The following is a 20,074-nucleotide window of genomic DNA, read 5'->3' on the forward strand; positions in this document are numbered from 1 at the left end:
AATCCTATCAGCCCCACGATGAGATTGACGGCCATCCAGGCGCCCGCCTGCTTCAACACCCCGGATTGAAACAGGGGCAGGACGCGCCCCTGTCCCCCCATGAGACGGGTCGCCGCTCCAATCAGGCCAAAAACCGCGCCCGAGGCGCCGACCAGGTAGCTTTCGCTCCCCGGATGGCACAGCGCATAGCCGAATGCCGCCACCACGCCGCTGACTATATAGAGGACGATGAAGGCCAAGGGGCCAAAACCGCGGGAAAGCAGCCGCGCCACCGGCGTGCCGAACGCCAGCGCCCCGACCGCGTTCATGGCGACATGCGCCCAACCGCCATGCAGCAACATGGAGGTGAACAGGCCCTCCCACTGGCCTCGCCACAGGTCTGCGGCGCGAAACGCCATCGACATGCCCTGATCGGGCAAACGCTCCTGAAACCAATACAGGACGGGCATGGAAGCGGCGATCAGGACCGGCAGAAAGGGCGCGTTGAAGATCCGTTCGCGCTGCGGATGGATCGGATCGTCGGTAGGGCTCTGCATAAGCCCTTGATGAACAAAGACCGGCGCAATCTCAAGCCGATCTTAAGACCCAGGTTCCAAACTGGCACGCGGGTTGCTTGGCGACCCATATCGCCGCTGGGGAATCCTGCATGCTGTTCCAAAGACTGATCCTGACCGTCGCCGCACTGGCCCTGCCCGCAATGGCGGCCGGCGCAGCATCCGCGCAGTCGACGGGTTCGGCCGGCGCCGCACAGTTCCAGGCCGGCTATGGCGCATCGCGCTACACCACCGCCCAGGCGTCCAGCGGCTCGACCCGCGACGCCAACGGTAACCGACTGGTCGTGAACGGCATCATCCAGTCCGGCGCCAGCAGCTATTCCAGTTCTTCCGCCGGCGTGTCCAGCGGCTACGCCGGCGCGGGCTCGTCCAACAACGGCACGGCCATCGGCGGCGCGACCGCGATCGGCAACAGCCTCAACGTCGTGGTCCAGGGCAACCGGAACACGGTCGTGATCAACTCCAACCAGACCAATACCGGCAACATCACCGCCGGCACCGCCCTGAATGGGACCTTGAACTTCTGATGACCCCACATCGCCTCCATCGTCCGTTGCGGGTCGCCGCCGTCCTGACCGCCGTCGCCGGGGTCCTGGCCGGGTGCGCCAGCACCAGCGCCGGTCCCTCGGGCCGTTACGCCACGCCGATCGGCAACGCCCCCGTGACGTCGAACCCGACCCCCTACTCGACCGCGCTCTACTGCCTGGCCGACTATGCGCGTCGCTACAACCTGCCCTCGCCTCGCATGGCGGTCGGTCGGATCAGCGACTACACGGGCTCCATCTCTTCGGACGGCGGACGTCAGATCACCCAGGGCGCCTCCCTGATGACGAACACCGCCCTGGCCAAGGCCGGCGCACGCATCGTCGAGCGTTACGACACCTCGGTGTCCGAGCTGGAGCTGCGCTACGCCAACAACAAGCTGATCAGCGACGACCTGCCGAACGGCGCGCCGCAGGACGCCGCCTATCGCCGCATCCTGGCCGGCCAGGTGCCGGGTTCGGACTTCTATGTTGTCGGCGGCATCACCGAGGTGAACTACAACATCCGCTCGGGCGGCTTTGACATCGCTGGCGGCGAGGTCGAGCAGAACGGCGGATCGGGCCTGCTGACCGGCAAGGTCTTCGTGATGAACATCGCCATCGACCTGCGCCTGGTGCAAACAACCACGCTCGAAGTCGTCGATGTCGTCTCCTATCAGAAGCAGATCGTCGGCCGCGAAGTGTCGGCGGGCGTGTTCGACTTCCTGAACGGCAACGTCTTCGACATCTCGGCCGGCACCAGCGGCCTGGAGCCGGTGCAACTGGCCGTCCGCGCCCTGGTGGAGCGCGCCACGGTCGAGTTCATGGCCAATCTCTACGGCGCACCGGGCCCCGAGGTCTGCCTCAACCCCGCCAATGATCCCCTGGGCGACTCCCCCGTCGGCCCGACCGGCGGCTACTACCCCGCCTATGCAAACACGGACACGAACAATGGTCAGACTCGCGCGGATCCGTCTCGCTGGCACGATCGCCGCGACGGCGATGTGCGCCGCAGCCGCTACTGAGGTTGCGGCCCAGGACCGCGGTCTGGTCCTGAACGAACAGATTCAGCTCGGCGATGTGATCTCCGGGCAGACGTTGAACGTCGTCGACGTCAGCGATCAGGTGACTGCGTCCACCGCAGCTCAGGGCAACAGCCTGATCGGCGGCGCCGACGGCCAAGTCGTGGACCTCCGCTCGACACAGGACATGCGCGGCGAGGCCTCGGCCTCGACCACCATGACGCTGGGCGGCGACACCAATGGCCTGGTCACCAGCGTCACCCAGGCGCGCGGCAACTACCTGGCCGGCACCGCGACCCGGGCCCAGATGGGCATCGACGCGACCCAGTCCGCCAGCGGCGATGTGTCCGCATCCAGCCTGATCACCGGCCAGGACGCACGGATGGTCGGCGGCGGAACCATCGCCGTCGGCGCCTACGGCAACACCGTCGCACTAGCCGGCAACGGCTCGGGCAGCGACCGCGCCTCGCTGGTCGGCTCCATTGATCAGACCACGACTGGTCAGGTTCGCGCGACCAATCAGGCCTCGCCCCGGTTCGTGCGCGATCCCGCCGAGTTCTCCAGCCAGGCCTTGGCCAACGCCGTTCAGGCGACCTCTGGTCCGTCGACCAACCAGGAACTGGAGGTGCGCCAACGCTCCTCCGGCGCCATGGTCGAGGCGGGCACGGCCGTCTATGCCGGCAACGGCTGGAACCTGGCGGCGCGCGCCCACGCGGGCGGCAACCAAGCGGCCTTCTACAATCAGGGCGGCTCCCTGATCACCACCACGGATCAGGACAACAGCGCCCAGATCCGTGGCGCGGTTCGGCTCAGTTCCTATGACTTCGGCATGGCCACGGCTGCGGCCAGCGCCGTCGCCAATGAGGTCACCGTCGGCAACAACGACATCTATGTCGACATCGACAATACTCAGATGAACACGGGCGGCGTCGAAGCCACGGCCTCCTTTGTCGGTCAGAAGGGGTACGACGCCTATGTCGGGGCCAATGCAGCAGGCAACTCCGTCACCGGCTACGCCTGCGCCGAATGCGGCGGCGATCTGAACGCGCGCAACGTCCAGACCAACACCGGCAATGTCAGCGCCATCGCCAATACGACCATCAACGGCAATGGCCGCAACGTCATCGCCGGCGCCAACGCCGTCGGCAATGCGGCGACCTTCTATGTCACTCGGACCGGCGGAAATTAACTTTCGGTAACTTGAGGAAGTCAAGGACCTTTGTCACCTTGGTCGAACGTGCATACGTCATTGCACGCGACCAACGTGCAAGGCCGCAGTCAGTCCCGGGGGCAGCCTGATCGCACGGTCCGGAGAATACTGAATGCGTTCCCCTCGCCGCCTGCTGCTGCTCGCCGCCTCTAGTCTCGCCCTTCTGGGCGGGGCCGCCCTGCCCGCCGTCGCACAGGACGCCCAGCCGTCTAGCGCCTGGGCTCAGGCTGCCAGCGACGTCCCTGTCGATTCCGCCGTGCGCTTCGGCACCCTGCCGAACGGCATGCGCTACGCCATCCTGAAGAACGCCACGCCTCCGGGGCAGGCCTCGCTGCGCCTGCGCATCGCGGCCGGCTCGCTGATGGAGAATGACGACCAGTTGGGTCTGGCCCACTTCATGGAGCACATGGCCTTCAACGGCACGACCTATGTGCCCGAAAACGAGCTGCTGCGCATTCTGGAGCGTCTGGGCCTGGCCTTCGGCGCTGACACCAACGCCTTCACCAGCTTCGACCAGACCGCCTATACCCTGGAGCTGCCGCGCACCAACGACGAGACGGTCGACACCTCGCTGCGCATCATGCGCGAGCAGGTCTCCGAGGCCCTGATGAAGGCCGAGGACATCGACGCCGAACGCGGCGTGATCGAGGGCGAAGAACGCCTGCGCAACACCCCGGCCCTGCGCTCGTTCAAGGCCCAGATTGCCCTTCTGGCGCCCGGCCAGCGTCTGTCCAACCGTCTGCCGATCGGCGACCTGAGCATCATCCGCTCGGCCCCGCGTGAGCGCTTCGTCGAGTTCTATGAGGCCTACTACCGTCCTTCGCGCGCAACCCTGATCGCCGTCGGCGACTTTGACGTGGATCAGATGGAAGCCAAGATCCGCGCCACCTTCGCCGACTGGAAGCCCAAGGCGACGGACGGCCCGAATCCCGATCTGGGAACCGTCGCCCCCCGCGCGCCCGAGACCCGCATTCTGGTCGAGCCCGGCATTCAGTCGTCGATCCAACTGAACTGGGTCCGCAACCCCGACCTCGACCCCGACACCGTCTCCGAACGTCGCGACGACCTGTTGCAGAACCTGGGTCTGGCCGTCCTCAACCGGCGACTCGGCGAAATCGCCCGCGCCGACAACCCGCCCTTCATTCAGGCCAGCGCCGGCAGCGGCAGCCTGTTCGACAGCGTCGACATCGGCTCCATCTCGGCCGCGTTCAATCCAGGCGGCCTGACACGGGCGCTGGAGACCATCGATCAGGAGCAACGCCGCCTCGTGCAGTTCGGCGTCACCCAGGCCGAGCTGGATCGCGAGATCGCCAACAACCGCACCGCGCTGGAGAACGCGGTCCAGGCCGCCGCGACCCGCAGCACGCCCGGCTTGGCCAACGGCCTGCTCGGCGCCGCCAACGACGACCGGGTCTTCTCGGCCCCGGCCACCAACCTGGCCCTGTTCGAGGCGGCCGTTAAGGACCTGGAGGCGGCCCAGGTCGACGCGGCCGTGAAGACGGTCTTTGAAGGTCAGGGCCCGCTGGCTCTGGTGATCACGCCCGACCCCATCGACGGCGGCGAGGCCGGCGTCACCGCCGCCCTACAGGCCAGCCGCGCCGTGCCCGTCACGCCCCGCGCCGAACAGGCCGCGCTTGAGTGGCCCTACGCCGACTTCGGCGCCGCCGCCACGCCCAGCAGCCGCAGCGAAATCGCCGCTGTCGGCGCCACGGTCGTCACCTTCCCCAACGGCGTGCGACTGACGGTCAAGCCGACCAAGTTCAAGGATCAGCAGATCCTCGTCTCCGTCCGCACCGGCATCGGCGAAGAAGGGCTTCCGACGGACCGTTTCACGTCTCAGTCCCTGGCCCCCATGGTCTTCGTTCCGGGCGGCCTGGGCAAGCTGACCGCCGATGAACTGAGCCGCGTCCTGACCGGCAAGATCTACGGCGCCGGCTTCAGCATCGACGGCGACGCCTATCAGTTGTCCGGCGCGACGCGTCCAGCCGACCTGCAACTGCAAATGCAGGTGATGGCCGCCTATCTGACCGACCCCGGCCTGCGCCCGGCGCCTTTCGAGCAGATCAAGGCGGTCCTGCCTCAGTTTGTGGCCCAGCAACGCGCCACGCCGGGCGGCGCCTTCGCTATCGACAGTGCGGGTTATCTGGCTTCGGGCGACAAGCGCGAGATCTTCCCCCCTGCAGACGTCATCGCCGCCTTCACGCTTGACGAGTTGAAGCAGGGCGTGACCCAGGGCATGGCGTCCGGCCCCATCGACATCGTCATGGTCGGTGATGTGACGGTCGATGACGCCGTCGCTGCCGTGGCTTCGACCTTCGCCGCCCTGCCGACGCGCGCGCCCGCCGCCCAGCCCCTGCGCGGCTCGGATCAGCGTCGCTTCCCGGCGCCGACGGCCCAGCCGGTGCGCCTGACCCACACGGGCCCGGCTGAACAGGCCCTGGCCTATGTGGCCTGGCCCACCACCGACGCCGTCGATGACCGCACCGAAGCGCGCAAGGTCGCCATCCTCAGCGAGGTCTTCAAACTGCGCGTCCTGGATGAAATCCGCGAGAAGCAGGCCCTGGCCTACTCGCCGCGCGTTTCGTCCTCGGCGTCTGACGTGTTCACGGGCTACGGCTCCATCTCGGTCATGGCCGAGACGGCGGCAGACAAGATCCCGGCCTTCTATGCCGCCGTGGACGCCATCACGGCCTCGTTGCGCGACACGCCCGTCACCGAAGATGAGCTGAACCGCGCCCGCCTGCCGACGATCGAGTCCCTGCGCCGCAGCCAGGCCGGCAACGAGTACTGGCTGAGCCAGTTGGAAGATGTCGCGGCAAAACCCGCCTCGGTCGAACAGATCGAGACCCACATCAGCGACCTGGAATCCTTCACCCCCGCCGACATTCAGGCCGCTGCTCGCCAGTACCTGAAGCCAGACACGGCATGGAAGGCCGAGGTCCTCTCGGACAAGACGCCGGCCCAGTAAGGTCAAGGTCACAGCCACAGAAAAAGGGGCCCCGATCCAGCGGATCGGGGCCCCAAGTCTTTTGGCCTAATCGACGGAGAGTCGATGACGGCAATCTAGGTCAGCCGGCCTGACGCCAGGCTGAACGTTGCATTCAGAAGACGCGGCCGCCGACGCCGCCGTCCAGCATGATGACTGCACCCGAAGCCACGGCCCCGGCGGTCTCGACCATTTCCTCGCGGTATTCGGTGTAGGATTCCTCGCGGATCATAGTCAGCACCTTCACGCCCGCGCCATAGCGGCGCAGCAGCGAACGCTCGTTGCAATCGCGCTCCTGCTTCTCGGGACGGCACTCCAGTTGGCCGCCGCGGCCGTACCACAGGGCTTCGCGCTTGTTGCAGTTGATCGTCTCGCCCGAACCGCCGGCCTCGTCGGCGATGGTCCATTGCAGCTTGGTGCCGGCGATGCAGCGATACAGTTCGCCTTCGTAGTCCATGGCCACGTCGCGACCGGGACGGACCTGCGAGGCCGGGTGCGGCACGGCGCGATCGTCGATGCAGACGGCCTGGATGACCACACGCTTCTCCATGCGGCGCGAGGCCGTATAGGGGACGCGGACCATTTCCATGGTCTTGCCTTCGACCGACAGGCCCTGGATCGTGGTGGGATAGGGCTGATCAACGTTGAAGTAGGCGCCGCCGCCGCCGCCGACGATCACCGTCGCACCGCTGCGCGCGCCGGCGAAGGCGCGCGCCGTCGCATTGGCGTTCACATTGACGTTCACGTTGACGTTGCCGCCCGAGCCGCAGCAGGGCGGAACGACGGGCGGCTGGCAACCTCTAGGGCCACAGCCGGAAATCGGAGGCGGCGACGGCGGCTGGCAGCCGCCTGCGCCACACGGTCCGCCGGGGATCGGAGGCGGCGGCGGCGGAGGGGGCGGCTGGCAGGTATTGCCCCCGCACTGGGCCGCAGCCGTGTCCGCGATCGCCATCAGGCCGACAAAGGCCCCGGCCGCAGCCAGCAAAGTCTTGATCCGCACCCGCATGGGCTGGGCTCCTGCATTGTTCTTCGCGGCCCGCCTTGCAAATCGCGGGCCGGTTCAAATTGCGATGAAACAGCAAAAGCCTTGCGTTTCCGTTGCGCTTGCGCCGACCGGCGGTTCAGGAGTGTCCCATCCTGACGCGCCCGCCGCTCAACCTCAGTCCAGCGGACGAAGGTCCCGCACATATCTTCGCCAGTTCTGGACATAGTGCTGGGCCGAGATCCGCAGGGCCTCCACCTGCCCCTCGTCCAGTTCGCGCACCACCTTGCCGGGCTGGCCCATGACCAGGGAGTTGTCGGGAATGACCTTGCCCTCGGTGATCAGGGCGTTGGCGCCGATCAGGCAGTTCTTCCCGATCTTCGCCCCGTTCAGGATCACGGCCCCGATGCCGACCAGGCTGTTGTCGCCGATGACGCAGCCGTGCAGCATGGCCTTGTGCCCTACGGTCACGCCCTCCCCGATGGTCAGGGGCGAGCCGACGTCGGTGTGCAGGATGCTGCCGTCCTGAATATTGCTGTCGCGACCGATCACGATGGGATCATTGTCCCCTCGCAAAACCGTGTTGAACCAGATGCTGGCGCCGGGATGCAGAATCACATTCCCTAGAACCGTTGCATTCGGCGCGATCCAGTATTCGCCCTCTGGCGGAAGCTGCGGCTTGCTGTCGCCAAGACTGTAAACACTCATCCGAACACCGCCTATGTTTCAGAAAATGATGGCTTTAAGCCTTCATAAACTACGTTAGCATCATTCTGTTGATGCGATTCGAGGTCGCCATTTCGGCCCCGGATCCGAAGCCGGATCAAGCCCGGTCCGGTCAGAAACTGGAGAATGCGCGTGGCGTGTTCGCGACCGGTTCCAGGACGACGCCTCTGCTGCGGCGACGACCCTGCGACTGATCCCGGCGGCTGCTGCATGGCTCCGGCCCCTTCCTCCCCCACCGACGACCAAGGCGTGTCCCTGCCGGGCGCGCCTTTTTTCATGCCCTGGAGGCGTTCATGACGAAGCGTTCGGCCATCAAGCATCAAGTCCGTGAAGGCGTGCTGGACTCGCGGGAGTTCCTGCAGGACGCCAAGGTGCGGCGACTGCCGCCGCGCAACGGCTGGTCGCCCTACCCCTCGAACGACGAACGCGACCAGGCCTATCTCAAGACGCTGAAGCCCAAGTCGGACGGCCAGGCTGAACTGATGGACGCCGTGGACGCCCACAACCTGGTCCTGGCCCTCGGCCCGGCAGGCACCGGCAAGACCTATCTGGCGGTCGCCAAGGCCGTCGAGGCGCTGGAGGCCGGCAAGGTCGGCCGCATCGTCCTGAGCCGTCCCGCCGTCGAGGCCGGGGAGTCGATCGGTTTCCTGCCCGGCGACATGGAGGACAAGCTGGCCCCCTATCTGCGCCCCCTCTACGACGCCCTGTCGGACCGCCTCAGCATGAAGCGGGTCAAGGCCCTGATGGCCGAGGGCCTGATCGAGATCGCCCCTATCGGCTATATGCGCGGCCGCACGCTGAACAACGCCTTCATCGTCGTGGATGAGGCCCAGAACTGCACCTACGTCCAGTTGAAGATGCTGCTGACCCGGCTGGGCTGGCACTCGACCATGGTGGTCACTGGCGACCCGCAGCAGTCGGACCTGCTGCCGGGCATCTCGGGCCTGTCGGACATCGCCGAGCGGCTGGAGGCGGTGCCCGAGATCGCCGTGGTGCGCCTGGCCGAACGCGACATCGTGCGCCACCCCCTGGTCGCGAGCATGATCGGCGTCCTGTAAGCCCCCCTCACAGGACGCGGATGCGGAAGAGGCCCGGCGAGCGATCGTCGGGCCTCTTTTCGTTACATGACGTCGGCCAGAGTGGCCTTGGGCTCTTCCTTCTTCGGCGGCGCGACCACCCGGCCGCCGATCCGGTCGATCAGGGCGAAGACGAAGGGATTGAGCGAGATCGACAGCAGAGCGGCCGCCAGGATCAGGTCGTGGGTCTCGCGGCTCATGGCGCCCAGGGACACCGAGATGGCGGCCAGGATGAAGGAGAATTCGCCGATCTGGGCCAGGGCGGCGGCGACCGTCAGGCTGGTCGAGCGGTCCAGCTTGAAGGCCGTGGTGATGGCCAGGGCCGCCAGCGACTTGCCGACGATGACGATGCCCAGGACGCCCAGGACCGCCAGGGGCTCGCGCACCAGGATCATGGGGTCGAACAGCATGCCGACCGAGACGAAGAAGAGGACGGCGAAGGCGTCGCGCAGCGGCAGGGACCGCTCGGCCGCATTGTGGCCCAGGGGCGAGCTGTTCAGCACCAGACCGGCCAGGAAGGCGCCCAGGGCGAAGGAGTGGAACAGGTAGTAGGCGACCCAGGCGATGCCCAGGGCGATGGCCAGCACGCCCAGGGTGAACAACTCGCGCGACTTGGTGTGGGCGATCCGCACCAGCACCCAGGGCAGGACCTTGGCGCCGATCACCAGCATGACGCTGACGAAGACCGCGACCTTGAGCAGGGTCCAGCCGATGGACTTGGCCAGTTCGGCTCCGCTCAGCGTCTCGCCGGGCGCGATGATCAGCAACGGCATCATGACCAGGGCGACGACGATGACCAGGTCCTCGACGATCAGCCAGCCCATGGCGATGCGGCCGGCGTCGCTCTTGAGCTGTTTGCGTTCCTCCAGGGCCCGCAGCAGGACCACGGTCGAGGCCACGGACAGGGAGAAGCCCAGCAGCAGGGCCTCGACGTCGCCGAGCCCCAGCAGAAGCCGCCCCAGGCCCCAGCCGAGCACGGTCGCCGCGCCGATCTGAACCAGGGCGCCGGGAACGGCGACCTTGCGCACCTTCATCAGGTCCGCCGCCGAGAAGTGCAGCCCGACCCCGAACATCAGCAGGATGACCCCGATCTCGGCCAACTGGGGCGCCAGCTCGGTGTCGGCGACGAAACCGCCCGTGTAGGGACCGACGACGACCCCCGCCACCAGATAGCCGACCAAGGGCGACAGCTTCAGCCGATTGGCCAACATGCCGAACACGAAGGCGAGGACGAAGCCTCCGACCAGGGTGATGATCAGGCTGTCGGCATGCGGCATCGGCGCTCCTGCGTCGGTGAAGGTTCTTTTGGGACTGGAAACCTCAATCTGGGGGCGCAAGGCCGCCACGGCAAGGCTTTCATGCCCGTTTTACCGGGATGAAACCGATATGAAACAGTCAAAGTTGCATGCGCGACGACGGGTCGCGGAAATGGGGGCGGACGTTCTTTCCTTCTCCCCTTGCGGGAGAAGGTGCTCAAGTAGCCGAAGGCGTTAGCGCGCTAAATCCTTCTCCCCTTGCGGGAGAAGGTGGCTCGCGCAGCGAGACGGATGAGGGGTCACGTTCCGGTTGACCGATGATCGCCTTCACCACCGTCCAGAAACCCCTCATCCGCCCCTGCGGGGCACCTTCTCCCGCAAGGGGAGAAGGAACTTCTTGAGTGCGCTATCGCCCTTCGGGCTGCTTGAGCGCCGGCGTCCGCCTCGCGAAATCGCGGGCGGTGGAAGGGCTGGGCGGGGCGCCGGGCCTTCGCCCGGAGTGGATGTAGGTTTACCGTTTCGACGAAAGCTGACGCCCCGCGCGAAGAGTTGTTCATGAGCTCGGGGCAGGCGCCGGTCTTATCGGCTACCCCCGGCGCCCATGACGGGCAGGCTGCACCGGCGTGCAGTCCTGGAACGGTCCGCGTAACCCCCGCGACCCTGACCGGGACCTCTCTGGCGGACGGGTCGAACGCCCCGTCTCTAGGCCCCTGCGGCGTCTTGATTGAAGTGGGGTCTACCGCCCTTCGGGCTACTTGAGACCCCGAGATTAGCCCGCGTTCGCGCGCTGCCCCCTTCACTCCTGAACCCTCCGCCCGATCCGTCGCCGCCTTCCGCTGGGTGCTCCCTTGCCCGGCGCGCGCGATGGAGGGCGAGAGGTTCGACAAGACCCCCGTTCTCTCCGCTCCCGCCGCCGCTTCGGTTCGCCGGCCGAGCGAGCCCTCCCTTGCGACGGGACAGGAACAGCGTGGCATGGGTTGGGGGTGCGGCGAGGAGATGGGGGTTAGCGGCGGGCAGTCCCGCTGATTTTCAGGGATTGGCCGGGGGTGATGTGAAGGCGCGCGCGTTTTCCTTCTCCCCTTGCGGGAGAAGGTGGCCGAGCATCGCGAGGTCGGATGAGGGGTTGCGCAGCAGTGGCCGTAGCCCTGCCTTCAAGGCGCGGCGAGACCCCTCATCCGTCAGGCTTCGCCTGCCACCTTCTCCCGCAAGGGGAGAAGGATTTTTGTAGCGCTACGCCTGCGGCTGCTTGAGCGCCTTCTCCCGCAAGGGGAGAAGGAAGGATTCTAAGCGCGCACCGCCCGGCTGGCGTCGACGCCGAGGGCGGTCAGGGCGGTGGCGGCGATGTGGTCGGCGTCGAGGCCGGCCTGGGCGTACATGATCTCGGGCTTATCCTGGTCCTGGAAGACGTCGGGCAGGTTGAGGGTGCGGATCTTGAGGCCGCCGTCCAGCGCGCCCTTCTCGGCCAGCAGTTGCAGCACGAAGGCGCCGAAGCCGCCCATGGCGCCCTCTTCCACCGTGATCAGGCATTCATGCTCGCGCGCCAGACGCAGGATCATGTCGGCGTCCAGCGGCTTGGCGAAGCGGGCGTCGGCGACGGTGGCCGAGACGCCGCGCGCGGCCAGCAGCTCGGCGGCCTTGAGCGATTCCTGCAGGCGGGTGCCCAGCGACAGGATGGCGACCGAGGTGCCTTCGCGGACGATGCGGCCCTTGCCGATCTCCAGCGGGGCGGCCAGTTCGGGAATCTCGACGCCCACGCCGTCGCCGCGCGGATAGCGGAAGGCGCTGGGGCGATCGTCGATGGCCAGGGAGGTCGAGATCATGGCGGCCAGTTCCGCCTCGTCGGCGGCGGCCATCAGCACCATGCCGGGCAGCGCCCCCATGAAGCCGATGTCGAACGACCCTGCGTGGGTCGCGCCGTCGGCGCCGACGAGCCCTGCGCGGTCCATGGCGAAGCGCACCGGCAGGGACTGGATGGCCACGTCGTGGACGACCTGGTCATAGCCGCGCTGGAGGAAGGTCGAATAGATGGCGCAGACCGGCTTGATCCCGTCGGCCGCCAGACCGGCGGCGAAGGTGACGGCGTGCTGTTCGGCGATGCCGACGTCGAAGGTGCGGTCGGGGAAGGCCTGACCGAACAGGTCCAGACCCGTGCCGGTCGGCATGGCGGCGGTGATGGCCACGATGCTGGGGTCGTTCTGCGCGTGTTTGATCAGCTCTGTGCCGAAGACCTTGGTGTAGCTGGGGGCGTTGGAGACGGCCTTGGCCTGCTTGCCCGAGACCACGTCGAACTTGACCACGCCGTGATACTTGTCGGCGCTGTTCTCGGCGGGGGCGTAGCCCTTGCCCTTTTGCGTCACGACATGGACCAGCACCGGACGGTCGGTGATGGCGGCGGCGTTCTTAAGAATCGGGACCAGGTTCTCCATGTCGTGACCGTCGATCGGCCCGATGTAGTAGAAGCCCAGCTCCTCGAAGAAGGTGCCGCCGACGATCATGCCACGAGCGTATTCCTCAGCCTTGCGCGCCGCGTCGCGGAAGGGGCGCGGCATATGGTCGACGAACTTCTTTCCGACCTTGCGGATGTTCTGATAGGCGCCGCCCGAGACCTGCTTGGCCAGATAGGCGCTCATGCCGCCGACGGGCGGGGCGATCGACATGTCGTTGTCGTTCAGCACCACCATCAGCTGGCCGTTGGTGGCCTCGGCGGCGTTGTTCATCGCCTCATAGGCCATGCCCGCCGACATGGAGCCGTCGCCGATGACGGCCACGACGCGGTTCTTCTCGCCCTTGGCGTCGCGGGCGGCGGCGAAGCCCAGCGCAGCCGAAATCGAGGTCGAGGCGTGGGCCGCGCCGAAGGGGTCGTATTCGCTCTCGGCCCGCTTGGTGAAGCCCGACAGGCCGCCGCCCTGACGCAGGGTGCGGATGCGGTCGCGTCGCCCCGTAAGGATCTTGTGCGGATAGCACTGATGGCCGACGTCCCAGATCAGGATGTCCTTGGGCGTCTCGAACACATGGTGCAGGGCGACCGTCAGCTCGACCACGCCGAGCGCCGAGCCCAGATGGCCGCCGGTGACGGAGACGGCGTCGATGGTCTCGGTCCGCACGTCGTCGGCCAACTGCTTCAGCCGCGCGATGTCGAACCCGCGCATGTCGGCGGGAACAGTGACGGTGTCGAGAACGGGGGTGTCGGGCATAGGGATCGGGGGCCTTTGACGCAGGACGTCATTCAGTAACCCGCGGGAGGCGGGCGCGTTTCCTATCAGGACCGGCGTTTGAGCACAAAGTCCACGCTGGCCTTGAGGATTTCTCCTTCGTGGCCGAACGGATCGAGGTGCGAGCGGGCCTGATCGGCCAGGTGCGCGACCCTCTGTCGCGCCGCATCCACGCCCAGCAGGGTGACGAAATTGGTCTTGCCCAGCGCCGCGTCCTTGCCGCCGGCGGCCTTGCCCATCTCCTCGGCCGAGCCTTCCGCGTCCAGAACATCGTCGATGATCTGATAGGCCAGGCCGACGTCGTGGGCGAAGCTGGTCAGGGCGTGCCAGGCCGCGTCCTCGGCGCGCGAGATGATGAGCGGGATCTCGAAGGCGTAGGCGAACAGGGCGCCCGTCTTCAGGCGCTGCATCCGGGCCACGCCGCCGAGGTCGTCGCGGACGCCCAGCAGGTCGATCATCTGACCGCCGGCCATGCCGCGTGCGCCGGACGCGAAGGACAGGCGCCGCGCCAGCTCGCAGCGCACGCCTGCGTCGTCGTGGGTGTCTTCGTCCAGAATGATGTCGAAGGCGGCGGTCTGCAGCGCGTCGCCGGCCAGGATGGCGGTGGCCTCGTCATAGGCGATGTGCAGGGTCGGACGGCCACGACGCACGTCGTCGTCGTCCATCGCCGGCAGGTCGTCATGCACCAGAGAATAGGCGTGGACGCATTCCAGAGCGCAGGCGGCGCGCAGGACGGCGCATTCCTCGACCTCCAGCATCCGGCCCGCCTCGATGGCGAAGAAGGGACGCAGACGCTTGCCGGGGCCGAGCGCGGCGTAGCGCATGGCCTCGGTCAGGCGGGATTCGGGGCCGTCGGCGCGGGGCAGCAGCTCGTCGAGGGCGACAGTGACCAGATCGGCGATCTCGGCCACGCGGTCGATGACGGCCTGTTCGGGGGAGTTGGCGGCCAGCATGGTCAGAACAGTCTCCCGCCGAGCGGCAGGTCGCGGTCGACCCCGGCCAGGACGACATGGCCGGCGGCGTCGGGGAAGCCCAGGGTCAGCACCTCGGACTTGACCGGTCCGATCTGGCGCGGCGGGAAGTTGACCACGGCGGCGACCTTGCGGTCCTGCAGGTCGTCCAAGGTGTAGTGGTGGGTGATCTGAGCCGAGGACTTCTTGACGCCGATGGCCGGGCCGAAGTCGATGGTCAACTTGTAGGCGGGCTTGCGCGCCTCGGGGAAGGGCTCGGCCTTCACGATCTGGCCGACGCGGACGTCGACCTTCATGAAGTCGTCGAAGTTGATCAGAGGCGCGATGGAGGCGTCGGACATCAGCCGAACTCGGCCGGCTCGACGCCCTTGGCCTGGCCGTCGGCGCCGACGACGATCTTCTCAACCCGCAGTTGGGCGGCCTTCAACCGGGCCTCGCAGTGGGCCTTCAGCCGCGCGCCTTCCTCGTATAGGGCGATGGACTCCTCCAGCGGGGCCTGGCCCGACTCCAGACGCGAGACGATACCCTCCAGACGCGACAGGGCGTCCTCGAAGCTGAGATCGGCGGAAAGGGCGGGGGAAACGGAGACGTCGGTCATGATGGCCGCAACCTAGAGACGCCCGCGCGGCGCATCAACGACGAAAGCCTTTATATCCGCGTCACCCTCGGGCTTGTCCCGAGGGCCCATGTCGCCCCAAAGTCTCGCTATGGAACGAGAGCGCCCGTTCATCGCCGCCTACATCATGACCAACCGACCGTATGGAACCCTGTACGTCGGCGTGACGAGCAACCTCTATCAACGCGTCCAACAGCACAGGGACGGCGTGTTTCCGGGCTTCACCAAGACGCAGGGCCTAAAAAGACTGGTGTGGTTCGAGCCTTTCGAGGCCATCACAGATGCGATCCGCCGGTGTGGCGACACGATCCGTCAAATGATGAGATTGGGACCACGATAGGCCCTCGGGACAAGCCCGAGGGTGACGAACCAACTTAAACTCAGCGCTTCTCGTAGCGACGCTGTGACCAGTATTTGAAGCCCTGGTTGTGGGCCAGGCGCCAGCCGTGGACCTTCAGACGCTGGCCGACCATGTGGTTGAAATAGCCGTGGGCCAGGACCAGGACGTCCTGACCTTCGCCGGCGCGGGCGATCAGGATGCGGGCGGCCTGATCGGCGCGGACCTCGGCCTCGGCGCGGGTTTCCTGACCTTCGTGGTGGTTGAAGACGTGCCACCAGAAGCGCGAGATCACGCCCCAGTAGCGCGGCGACAGCTTGATCCACGACGGGAAACGCGGCGGCGGCAGGGGCGCCTCGATGAAGAGGGCGTCGACCAGGACTTCGCGGTCGCGGGCCACGGCGCGGGCGGTTTCCTGAGCGCGCAGACGTGACGAGGCGTAGATGGCGCCCGCGCCCTCGGCGGCGGCCAGCAAGGTCTGGGGCGGGGTCTGGCCGGCGCGCAGGCCGCCGACCTCGTAGCGGCCCCACCAGTCGCGATATTCGTCCGAGGTGATCAGACATTTGCGCGACAGGGCCGGTTCGCCGTGGCGGGCCAGGATGATCGCGCCGGCAGCCGACGTCGCCTGGGCGGCGCGGGGCGCCTCAGAAGGCGTGGATGCGGCGGATTCGGTGTGAGTCATGAGAGCGGGAGACGTCATAGCACGGGGAGCAGCCTGTGAAATCAAGGCTTTGGCGTCCCTCAATCCCCCCGATTGCGGTTGACGAGGCAAACCTATCGTCCGCCCCTTGGAAGATGGTGGTAGCTCCCGCCGCGCGCCCCTGCAACCACCAAGCGATGACAGCCTCGCGAGCGGCCCCTGCGGCCTCGACCCCGGCTCTCGGCGGCGCTATGGCCGAGACCATGACCGAGCCCGTGATCCGCCCCGCCCGACCCGACGACGCCGCCGCCCTGGCCGTGCTGGGCCGCCAGACTTTTGTGGACACCTTCGTCGAGGGTTTCGGCATCCCCTACCCCGCCGACGACCTGGCCGCCTTCCTCGACAAGAGCTTCAGCGTCGAGACCCTCCAGGCCAGGCTGGCCGAGCCCGGCGCGGCCTGGTGGGTGGCCGACCGCGACGGCGAGATCCTGGGCTTCGCCAACACCGGGCCCAACACCCTGCCCCATCCCGACGCCCGTCCCGGAAACGCCGAACTGCGCCGCCTCTACATCGGCCGCGACGCGCAGGGCCTGGGTCTGGGCACGAAACTGCTGAAGCTGGCGCTGGAATGGATGGAGGCAAACACCGACGGCCCGATGTGGATCGGGGTCTGGAGCGGCAACGAAAAGGCGCAGAAGCTCTACGCCGCCTACGGCTTCGAGAAGGCCGGCGAGTACGACTACCCGGTCGGCGCCTGGAACGACCACGAGTTCATCTTGCGCAAGGGATAGGCTAGACTGCGACCATGACCCGCGCTGAACTTCTTCAGAAGCTGCGAGAACTCAAGCCCTGGCTGGCTGAGCAGGGCATCGTCAATGTGCGCCTGTTCGGCAGTTATGCGCGCGACGAGGCGGGGCCTGACAGCGACGTGGATCTGCTGGTGGACATGACCAAGCCCTTGGGCTGGGACTTCTTCGGCATCGAGCGCGGGCTGAGCGAACGACTGGGCGTGAAGGTCGAAATGGGAACGGAAGATTCCATGCATCGCCTCGTTCGCAGCAGGGCGATGCGCGAGACGGTCATTGTCTGAGCGCGACCGGCTGCACCTTCAGGAAATGATCGGCGCGATCGACGAACTGGCCGTACAGACGACGGGTGGCGAGCAAGAAACATGGATCGAGGATCGAACGCGCGTCGCCGCCGCTTCGATGTATCTGATCGTTCTCGGCGAAGGCGCGCAGAACCTGTCAGCCGAAATGAAAGCCCTGGCGCCGGATGTGCCCTGGGCAAACATCGCAGGGCTTCGCCACAGATTGGCCCACAGCTATTTCCGTGCGGACAGACGACTGATCTGGCAGGCGGCGTCTGGCCATGCCCAGGCGTTGAAATCAGTGCTGGAGCGCTTGTTGCGCTCACTTGGCCCCGAGACCTTCTGATGCTCCTGCCCTTCTTCACCGCCCTGCGCGAAGCCCGTGTGCCAGTTTCGCTGAAGGAATGGCTCCATCTGATGGAGGCCATGGACAAGGACGTGGCCGGGCGCGAGGTCGAGGCCTTCTACCACCTGTCGCGGGCGGTGCTGGTCAAGGACGAGAAGCACTATGATCGCTTCGATCAGGTGTTCGGCAAGGTGTTCAAGGGGCTGGAGACGGTCGGGGCGGGCGAGGACCTGACCACCGACATTCCCGAGGACTGGCTGCGGCTGCTGACCGAGAAGTTCCTGACCGACGAGGAGAAGGCCCAGATCGAGGCCCTGGGCGGCTTCGACAAGCTGATGGAGACGCTGAAACAGCGTCTGGAGGAGCAGAAGGGCCGGCACGAGGGCGGCAACCGCTGGATCGGCACGGGCGGGACCAGCCCCTTCGGCCACGGCGGCTATAATCCCGAGGGCGTGCGTATCGGCGGCCCTGGCAAGCAGGGCCGCGCGGTCAAGGTCTGGGAAAAGCGCGAATACAAGAATCTGGACGACACGGTCGAGCTGGGCACCCGCAACATCAAGGTCGCCCTGCGCCGTCTGCGCAGGTTTGCGCGCGAGGGCGCGGCCGAGGAGCTGGATCTGGACGGCACCATCGACGGCACGGCGCGTCAGGGCTGGCTGGACATCCAGATGCGGCCCGAGCGACGCAATACCATCAAGGTCCTGCTGTTCCTCGACATCGGCGGCTCGATGGATGGCCATGTAAAGCTGTGCGAGGAGCTGTTCTCGGCGGCCAAGACCGAGTTCAAGAATCTGGAGTTCTTCTACTTCCACAACTGCCTCTACGAGGGGGTGTGGAAGGACAACCGGCGGCGGCACAACGAGAAGATCCCGACCTGGGACGTGCTGAACAAATATCCCGGCGACTGGCGCGCCATCTTCGTCGGCGACGCGACGATGAGCCCCTATGAGATCACCATGCCGGGCGGCTCGGTCGAGCACTGGAACGAGGAGGCCGGCGCCGTCTGGCTGAAACGCGCCCGCCAGCAGTGGGACAAGTCGGTCTGGCTGAACCCCGTCACCGAACGCTACTGGAGCTATACCCAGTCGGTCGGCCTGATCCGCGAGGTCATGGACCAGAGGATGTTCCCCCTGACGCTGGACGGGCTGGACAAGGCCATGCGGGCGCTGACACGGTAGAGGTCTGATCCGGGAGGCCCCGATCAAGGGGCCCCGATCAAGGAGAGACGCGATGACGACGGCTCTGCTTTTCGCCCTGGCCCTGCAACAGGCCGCGCCGGCCGTGGTCTGGTCGGACGATCCGCCGCCGCCTGTGGAGGCGGTGGTCGAGGCCGCCCCCACGCCGGTCCTGCCGGCCCACGCCCTGGCCGATCCCTATGGCTGGGAGCGGTCGCAGTGCAGCCCCTTCATCCGCAAGGACGAGCCGCTGGAGCATTGCCAGGCGCGCGTCCGAGTGACGCTGGCGGCCGCCATGGGCGACCGACTGCCGGAAGGTCTGCGCCCCTCGAAGGCGCTGGAGAACTGCACCCCCGGCACGGCGGCCAACGGCTACGCCATGCAGTGCGGACCGCGCCCGGTCGCAGCCCTGGGCGCGCCGCCGCCGCAGGAAAGAGTCTGCGACAACCGCCCCCAACGCACGCCCAGCGGGGCCATCGCCTTCAACAGCGAGTGCCGGCCGGCGCCCGGCGAAGCACGCGAGGCCGAGGGTCTGCGCATACGTCTGGGCGGAGACTGAGCCAGACGTGAAAAGGCCGCCGCCCCCGGTGGGGAGCGACGGCCTGATCGGTGCAAACGGGGAGGATTAGTGACGCTCGCCGCGCAAGGCGTCCCTGAGGCCGCCGACGGCGTTCTGGACCTTGCCCGCGACCTGATCGGCACGGCCTTCGGCCTTCAGTTTTTCGTCGCCGGTCAGCTTGCCGGCGGCTTCCTTGATCTTGCCGCCGATGTTCTTGGCGGCGCCTTCGACACGGTCATGATCAGGCATGGGAACCCTCTGTGCTGACGCCGTCGGAAGGACGGCGCTTCGACAGAAATAACCGTTCCCGGCCGAGGTTGTTCCCTAGACCTGAGAGCGTAGCCACTTGGCCACGGCCCAGGCGTGGGCTTCGTGGCGCAGGCGGGAGACGGCCTCCAGCGGGTCCAGCCAGACCAGTTCGTGGTCGGCCTCGCACTGGGTCGAGGCGTCGAAACCGGCCAGGCGCACGGTCCAGAAACCGCCCGCGTTGTTGACGGGCGAGCCGTCGGTGCGCTGGAAATACTGGGCGGCCGCGGTCAGGCGATCCTCGGGCTGGACGATCAGGCCGGTCTCCTCGGCGAACTCGCGCACCAGGGCCTGTTGTTCGCTTTCCTCGCCGTCGACGGCGCCGCCGGGCAGATCGAAATAGCTGCCCTCGCCGCGATCCACGCGCACGCAAGCCAGTTTGCCGTCCTTGGCGACAAGGCCGAAGGCGGCGGGGCGGTGGAGGTAGTCGAGGCCCGGGCGGGCCGTTCCAAACTGAAGCTTCATCAAGCCAGACTAACGCGCCGTCGA

Annotated in this window: 22 protein-coding genes (1 of these 22 running past the window's edge); 11 read left to right on the plus strand and 11 right to left on the minus strand. The window is 67.0% G+C overall.

What is annotated here, in order from left to right; genetic code table 11:
* Positions 1-536, minus strand: the 5' portion of a protein-coding gene (locus tag ACR9FL_RS12395; RefSeq protein WP_436355808.1) for a rhomboid family intramembrane serine protease. It extends 133 nt beyond the left edge of the window; 536 of the gene's 669 nt are visible here — the first part of the coding sequence; it begins with the start codon at positions 534-536; the stop codon falls past the left edge of the window.
* A 110-nt stretch (positions 537-646) separates the two neighbouring features.
* Between ACR9FL_RS12395 and hfaA the strand changes: the two genes are divergently transcribed.
* From hfaA to ACR9FL_RS12415, 4 genes are all read left to right on the plus strand, one after another.
* A complete protein-coding gene (gene hfaA / locus ACR9FL_RS12400; protein WP_105563878.1) occupies positions 647-1,081 on the plus strand; it encodes a holdfast anchoring protein HfaA in 435 nt (144 codons plus the stop codon).
* Positions 1,081-2,100: a holdfast anchoring protein HfaB gene (gene hfaB, locus ACR9FL_RS12405; protein WP_296177680.1), complete on the plus strand. Its 1,020-nt coding sequence runs from the start codon at positions 1,081-1,083 to the stop codon at positions 2,098-2,100. The genes hfaA and hfaB overlap by 1 nt, the downstream gene beginning before the upstream one ends.
* On the plus strand, positions 2,027-3,286 hold the full coding sequence (hfaD, locus tag ACR9FL_RS12410; protein ID WP_436355809.1) for a holdfast anchor protein HfaD: 1,260 nt from the start codon (positions 2,027-2,029) through the stop codon (positions 3,284-3,286). Before hfaB ends, hfaD begins: the two co-directional genes overlap by 74 nt.
* A 133-nt stretch (positions 3,287-3,419) precedes the next feature.
* Positions 3,420-6,275, plus strand: a complete 2,856-nt coding sequence (locus ACR9FL_RS12415; RefSeq protein WP_436355810.1) for a M16 family metallopeptidase — start codon at positions 3,420-3,422, stop codon at positions 6,273-6,275.
* A gap of 133 nt (positions 6,276-6,408) precedes the next feature.
* Here ACR9FL_RS12415 and ACR9FL_RS12420 read toward each other — a convergent pair whose 3' ends face one another.
* On the minus strand, positions 6,409-7,299 hold the full coding sequence (locus ACR9FL_RS12420) for a hypothetical protein (protein ID WP_436355811.1): 891 nt from the start codon (positions 7,297-7,299) through the stop codon (positions 6,409-6,411).
* A 153-nt stretch (positions 7,300-7,452) separates the two neighbouring features.
* Positions 7,453-7,983 carry a gamma carbonic anhydrase family protein gene (locus ACR9FL_RS12425; protein WP_296177688.1) on the minus strand — a complete coding sequence of 177 codons (531 nt, stop codon included), beginning with the start codon at positions 7,981-7,983 and terminating at the stop codon, positions 7,453-7,455.
* A 299-nt stretch (positions 7,984-8,282) separates the two neighbouring features.
* Between ACR9FL_RS12425 and ACR9FL_RS12430 the strand changes: the two genes are divergently transcribed.
* Entirely contained in the window at positions 8,283-9,059 is a 777-nt protein-coding gene (locus ACR9FL_RS12430; protein ID WP_296177691.1) for a PhoH family protein, read from the plus strand.
* A gap of 62 nt (positions 9,060-9,121) precedes the next feature.
* On the opposite strand, the gene ACR9FL_RS12435 is transcribed toward ACR9FL_RS12430, so the two are convergent.
* The 5 genes from ACR9FL_RS12435 to ACR9FL_RS12455 form a co-directional block, all read right to left on the minus strand.
* A complete protein-coding gene (locus tag ACR9FL_RS12435) occupies positions 9,122-10,354 on the minus strand; it encodes a cation:proton antiporter domain-containing protein (RefSeq protein WP_296177690.1) in 1,233 nt (410 codons plus the stop codon).
* Between the two features lie 1,262 nt (positions 10,355-11,616).
* On the minus strand, positions 11,617-13,527 hold the full coding sequence (gene dxs / locus ACR9FL_RS12440; RefSeq protein ID WP_436355812.1) for a 1-deoxy-D-xylulose-5-phosphate synthase: 1,911 nt from the start codon (positions 13,525-13,527) through the stop codon (positions 11,617-11,619).
* Positions 13,528-13,592: 65 nt separating this feature from the next.
* The gene (locus ACR9FL_RS12445; RefSeq protein WP_436355813.1) at positions 13,593-14,498 is read right to left on the minus strand and encodes a polyprenyl synthetase family protein; all 906 of its coding nucleotides are present in this window, start codon (positions 14,496-14,498) and stop codon (positions 13,593-13,595) included.
* Between the two features lie 2 nt (positions 14,499-14,500).
* Positions 14,501-14,857 (minus strand): tRNA-binding protein, encoded by a 357-nt coding sequence (locus ACR9FL_RS12450; RefSeq protein WP_436355814.1) that lies wholly within the window; start codon positions 14,855-14,857, stop codon positions 14,501-14,503.
* Positions 14,857-15,114: an exodeoxyribonuclease VII small subunit gene (locus tag ACR9FL_RS12455; protein WP_436355815.1), complete on the minus strand. Its 258-nt coding sequence runs from the start codon at positions 15,112-15,114 to the stop codon at positions 14,857-14,859. Before ACR9FL_RS12455 ends, ACR9FL_RS12450 begins: the two co-directional genes overlap by 1 nt.
* A gap of 145 nt (positions 15,115-15,259) precedes the next feature.
* On the opposite strand from ACR9FL_RS12455, the gene ACR9FL_RS12460 reads away from it, so the two are divergent.
* The gene (locus ACR9FL_RS12460) at positions 15,260-15,472 is read left to right on the plus strand and encodes a GIY-YIG nuclease family protein (RefSeq protein ID WP_296174679.1); all 213 of its coding nucleotides are present in this window, start codon (positions 15,260-15,262) and stop codon (positions 15,470-15,472) included.
* A gap of 40 nt (positions 15,473-15,512) precedes the next feature.
* On the opposite strand, the gene ACR9FL_RS12465 is transcribed toward ACR9FL_RS12460, so the two are convergent.
* Positions 15,513-16,151, minus strand: a complete 639-nt coding sequence (locus ACR9FL_RS12465) for a histidine phosphatase family protein (RefSeq protein ID WP_296174610.1) — start codon at positions 16,149-16,151, stop codon at positions 15,513-15,515.
* A gap of 221 nt (positions 16,152-16,372) precedes the next feature.
* Here ACR9FL_RS12465 and ACR9FL_RS12470 point away from each other — a divergent pair, with 221 nt between their 5' ends.
* Genes ACR9FL_RS12470 through ACR9FL_RS12490 form a run of 5 tightly spaced genes read left to right on the plus strand, consistent with a single transcriptional unit; the run spans position 16,373 to position 19,279 of the window.
* Entirely contained in the window at positions 16,373-16,900 is a 528-nt protein-coding gene (locus ACR9FL_RS12470) for an N-acetyltransferase family protein (RefSeq protein WP_436355816.1), read from the plus strand.
* Between the two features lie 14 nt (positions 16,901-16,914).
* A complete protein-coding gene (locus ACR9FL_RS12475) occupies positions 16,915-17,199 on the plus strand; it encodes a nucleotidyltransferase family protein (RefSeq protein WP_436355817.1) in 285 nt (94 codons plus the stop codon).
* Entirely contained in the window at positions 17,192-17,545 is a 354-nt protein-coding gene (locus tag ACR9FL_RS12480; protein WP_436355818.1) for a HepT-like ribonuclease domain-containing protein, read from the plus strand. Before ACR9FL_RS12475 ends, ACR9FL_RS12480 begins: the two co-directional genes overlap by 8 nt.
* Positions 17,545-18,723, plus strand: a complete 1,179-nt coding sequence (locus ACR9FL_RS12485) for a vWA domain-containing protein (protein WP_436355819.1) — start codon at positions 17,545-17,547, stop codon at positions 18,721-18,723. Before ACR9FL_RS12480 ends, ACR9FL_RS12485 begins: the two co-directional genes overlap by 1 nt.
* Positions 18,724-18,775: 52 nt before the next feature.
* Positions 18,776-19,279, plus strand: a complete 504-nt coding sequence (locus tag ACR9FL_RS12490) for a hypothetical protein (RefSeq protein ID WP_296174621.1) — start codon at positions 18,776-18,778, stop codon at positions 19,277-19,279.
* 66 nt (positions 19,280-19,345) lie between these two features.
* On the opposite strand, the gene ACR9FL_RS12495 is transcribed toward ACR9FL_RS12490, so the two are convergent.
* The gene (locus tag ACR9FL_RS12495) at positions 19,346-19,528 is read right to left on the minus strand and encodes a CsbD family protein (protein ID WP_296174624.1); all 183 of its coding nucleotides are present in this window, start codon (positions 19,526-19,528) and stop codon (positions 19,346-19,348) included.
* A gap of 75 nt (positions 19,529-19,603) precedes the next feature.
* Positions 19,604-20,050 carry an NUDIX domain-containing protein gene (locus tag ACR9FL_RS12500; RefSeq protein ID WP_436355820.1) on the minus strand — a complete coding sequence of 149 codons (447 nt, stop codon included), beginning with the start codon at positions 20,048-20,050 and terminating at the stop codon, positions 19,604-19,606.
* Between the last annotated feature and the right edge of the window lie 24 nt (positions 20,051-20,074).

Source organism: Brevundimonas sp. CEF1, assembly GCF_051353055.1.
GTDB lineage: Bacteria > Pseudomonadota > Alphaproteobacteria > Caulobacterales > Caulobacteraceae > Brevundimonas.